This is a genomic window from Streptomyces sp. NPDC098789 (genome assembly GCF_044759975.1).
GTDB lineage: Bacteria > Actinomycetota > Actinomycetes > Streptomycetales > Streptomycetaceae > Streptomyces.
The window spans coordinates 1-3,213 of the sequence record NZ_JBIWAJ010000015.1; the positions used below are offsets into that span (position 1 = coordinate 1).

The 3,213-nt window shown below is 74.4% G+C and carries 4 protein-coding genes; 1 reads left to right on the forward strand and 3 read right to left on the reverse strand.

Translation table 11 applies throughout. The features are described from left to right. Window positions 1-105 precede the first annotated feature (105 nt). Complete coding sequence (locus ACIQWR_RS27085) at window positions 106-222, reverse strand: SGM_5486 family transporter-associated protein (RefSeq protein WP_283451924.1); 117 nt, start codon at window positions 220-222, stop codon at window positions 106-108. A 5-nt stretch (window positions 223-227) separates the two neighbouring features. Beyond that, on the reverse strand, window positions 228-1,550 hold the full coding sequence (locus tag ACIQWR_RS27090) for a CynX/NimT family MFS transporter (RefSeq protein ID WP_404014556.1): 1,323 nt from the start codon (window positions 1,548-1,550) through the stop codon (window positions 228-230). A gap of 99 nt (window positions 1,551-1,649) precedes the next feature. Between ACIQWR_RS27090 and ACIQWR_RS27095 the strand changes: the two genes are divergently transcribed. Beyond that, window positions 1,650-2,321 carry a FadR/GntR family transcriptional regulator gene (locus ACIQWR_RS27095; RefSeq protein WP_404014557.1) on the forward strand — a complete coding sequence of 224 codons (672 nt, stop codon included), beginning with the start codon at window positions 1,650-1,652 and terminating at the stop codon, window positions 2,319-2,321. A 32-nt stretch (window positions 2,322-2,353) separates the two neighbouring features. Here ACIQWR_RS27095 and ACIQWR_RS27100 read toward each other — a convergent pair whose 3' ends face one another. After that, a complete protein-coding gene (locus ACIQWR_RS27100; RefSeq protein ID WP_404014560.1) occupies window positions 2,354-2,932 on the reverse strand; it encodes a hypothetical protein in 579 nt (192 codons plus the stop codon). Between the last annotated feature and the right edge of the window lie 281 nt (window positions 2,933-3,213).

Sequence of the window (3,213 nt, forward strand, 5' to 3'; positions counted from 1 at the left end):
GGCGGGCATTCCTCCGCCTTGCGATGCACGGCACCAGACGCCGCGAGCCGCGCCCTTCGGGCGCCCGGCGCCACTTTCGAAACACGCCCTAGGCCCGGTGGGGCCTCAGCGGGAGGCGATGCTCGCAATGATGGCGATGATCACGGTCACGCCGAGCATCGCGCCGAGCACGACGCCGAGCTTCTTGTGGCCGTTCTGGGGGTTCGGTTCGAGGACTGGCATGCCGATCAGTCTCGCACGCCGCATTCGTCCTCGATCGTCCGGTCCCGGCCCGCGAGGATGCCGAGCACGAGCTGCGGCACGGTGAGGCAGGCCATCAGCGCGAGGGGCAGGTCCCAGCCGCCGCTGTGCTGGTAGAGGGTGCCGATGAGGAGCGGTCCGGGGATGGAGATCAGGTAGCCGGTGCTCTGGGCGAAGGCGGAGAGCTTGACGACTCCGGCCGGGGACTTGGCGCGCATTCCGATCATCGTAATGACGAGCGGGAACGCGCAGTTGGAGACGCCGAGCAGGAGGGCCCAGGCCCAGGCTCCGGCGGCGGGGGCGAGGTAGAGCCCCAGGTATCCGGCGAGGCCGAAGAGGCAGAGGGTGACGGCGATGGGCCCCTGGTTCTTCATCCGGCCGGCCAGGCGCGGGATGACGAAGGCCAGCGGTACGCCGAGGGCCATGGTGACGGCGAGCAGGACGCCCGAGGTCGCGGCGGAGACCCCGGCGTCGCGGAAGATCTGCGGGAGCCAGCCCATCGTGACGTAGGCGCTGGTGGCCTGGAGGCCGAAGTAGCAGCCCAGCGCCCAGGCGGTGCGGCTGCGCAGGACGCCCGGGCCGTGGTCGGGTCGGGCCGCCGGGGTGGTGGCGCTCGCCGCGGCGGCCCGTAGCGCCCGCTTCTCCCGGCGGGCGGCCAGGGCGATGGCCAGCCAGGGCAGTACGGCGAGGACCGCGAGCAGGGCCCAGACCATCAGCCCGCCGCGCCAACTGCCGCCGAGCGCTTCGGTCATCGGGACGGTCGCGGCGGCGGCCAGCGAGGTGCCGGCGGCCAGGGCCATGGAGTACAGGCCGGTCATGGTGCCGACCCGGTCCGGGAAGTACCTCTTCACGATGACGGGCAGCAGCACGTTCGTGAGCGCGATGCCCGCGAGGGAGAGCGCGCTGGCGGCGAGGAAGCCGGCGGCGCTGTCGGCGAAGGGCCGGATCAGCAGGCCGGTCGCCACGGCGACCATGCCCGCGCAGACGACGGCGGCCGGGCCGAAGCGGCGGGAGAGCCGGGGTGCGGTGACGCCGAAGACGGCGAAGCAGAGGGCGGGGACGGAGGTGATGAGTCCGGCGACCGTACCGCTCATGCCGAGGCCGGTGCGGGTCTCCTCGAAGAGGGCGCCGAGGCTGGTGATGGCCGGCCGCAGGTTGAGGGCGGCCAGCACGATTCCGACGAGGAGCACCGGGCCGAGCCAGGTGGGAGCGGGGGCGACGGCGGGCTCCGCCGCCGTCGGGTCGAGCGGCTCGGGCGCCGTTCGCGCGGCCGTGGGCCGGTTCAAGGTCTGGATTTCTTCGTCGGACATTGAACCATCATAGAATCATGGGATGATTGGTTGTCCACCCCCGGAGCCCGGCCAGTAGTCTTCCGGCCACCGTCTCCACCGATCTCCGAAGAGGGCTCCATGCCGCTGACGTCCCCCCGCCGCTCGGCGCTCGTCGACCAGGTGATCGCCCAGCTGCGCAACCAGATCACCTCCGGGGAGTGGCCGGTGGGGTCCCGCATCCCCACCGAGCCGGAGCTGGTCGAGCTCATGGGGGTGGCGCGCAACACGGTGCGCGAGGCCGTACGGGCGCTCGCGCACAACGGGCTGCTCGACATCCGCCAGGGTTCGGGGACGTACGTCATCGCGACGAGCGAGCTGGCCGGGGTGATGCACCGGCGCTTCGCGGGGGCCGACCCGCGGGACATCGCGGAGCTGCGCTCGACCCTGGAGTCCTCGGCGGCCCGGCTGGCGGCGGAGCGGCGCACCGAGCGCGACCTGGTCCAGCTGGACGCGCTGCTGGCGCGCCGGGAGGCGGCCTGGGAGAGCGGGGGCACGGAGCTCTTCGTGGCGGCGGACGTGAGCCTGCACATGGCGGTGGTGACGGCCTCGCACAACGAGGTGCTGATCGAGCTGTACGCCGACCTGGGCGACCTGGTGGCGGACTGGCTGCGCGGGGACGTGGGCGCCGTACTGACGCCCGAACTGCACGTGGACCACGCGCGGCTGATCGAGGCGATCCGGCGCGGGGACGCGGACACGGCCGCGTCGGAGGCGGCCGGCTACCCGTTCGTCTGCCTGGGGCGCCGGTGACCACGGCCCCCGGATGCCACGACTTGCGGTGACTACGGCCGCTGGTGGCTGACCCAGGCCGAGCGGACCTCCTTCCAGCACCGCCCGCTCAGCTCCGCCCGGCCGGCCGGGCCGAGGGCGAGCGGGGCGCCGTCCCCGTCCACGTCCCACCAGCGGTCGCACTCGACGTGCAGCCGGACCAGGTCGGTCTCCGTGAAGCGGTTGTGGCAGTAGGCCTTGACCTGGGACCCCTCGATGCGGGTGGCGCAGTCGGCGCCGAACAGCTCCTGGGGCGCGCCGCGCGCGGGGCGCGCCGGGGGTTCCACGGGCAGGTCCGCGACGCTGACGGTGGCCGTGTCCGGCGCCGCCGCACGGGCCGCCGGGCCCACCGGATCCGCCGGACCCACGGGGACGCCCCGTCCTCCGGCGCCGGAGCCCGCGGCCCCTGAACCCGCGCCGGAGTCCGTACCGACGCCCGCGCCGGGGCCCGTATCCGCGCCCATGCCGACGCCCGCGGCCGTGACCGGGTCGGCCGCACCGGAGCGTGAGCCGGCCGTGGCCGGGAGCAGGACGCCGGCCACGACGATCGAGGTGACCAGCAGCGACACTGCCCGGCTGCGCCTGGTACGCACTCCCGCACCACCTCCCCGACGCGCTCCGGGAAGATCCCGGCGAGGCCAGTTTGCAGGCATATGTCCGCCTTTTCGACTCGGGAAGATCCCGTCGGGCGGCGCAAATGTGATCGAAGAACGATCGGGAACCACCTTCGGAGCCGGTGCCCGCACGGAAAAACGGCGGCGGGCCCGCCCCCCCGGCGGGGGGGGGGGGGGCCCCCCCGGGCCCCGCGGGGGGGGGGGGGGCGGCCGCGGCCCCGCCCCCCCCCGGGCGCCCCCCCCGCCCCCGGGTCCGACAC

Excerpts from the sequence above, each read along its gene's own strand:
- ACIQWR_RS27085 (WP_283451924.1), bottom strand. The coding sequence starts at position 222 with ATGCCAGTCCTCGAACCGAACCCCCAGAACGGCCACAAGAAGCTCGGC.
- ACIQWR_RS27095 (WP_404014557.1), top strand. The coding sequence starts at position 1,650 with ATGCCGCTGACGTCCCCCCGCCGCTCGGCGCTCGTCGACCAGGTGATC.
- ACIQWR_RS27090 (WP_404014556.1), bottom strand. The coding sequence starts at position 1,550 with ATGTCCGACGAAGAAATCCAGACCTTGAACCGGCCCACGGCCGCGCGA.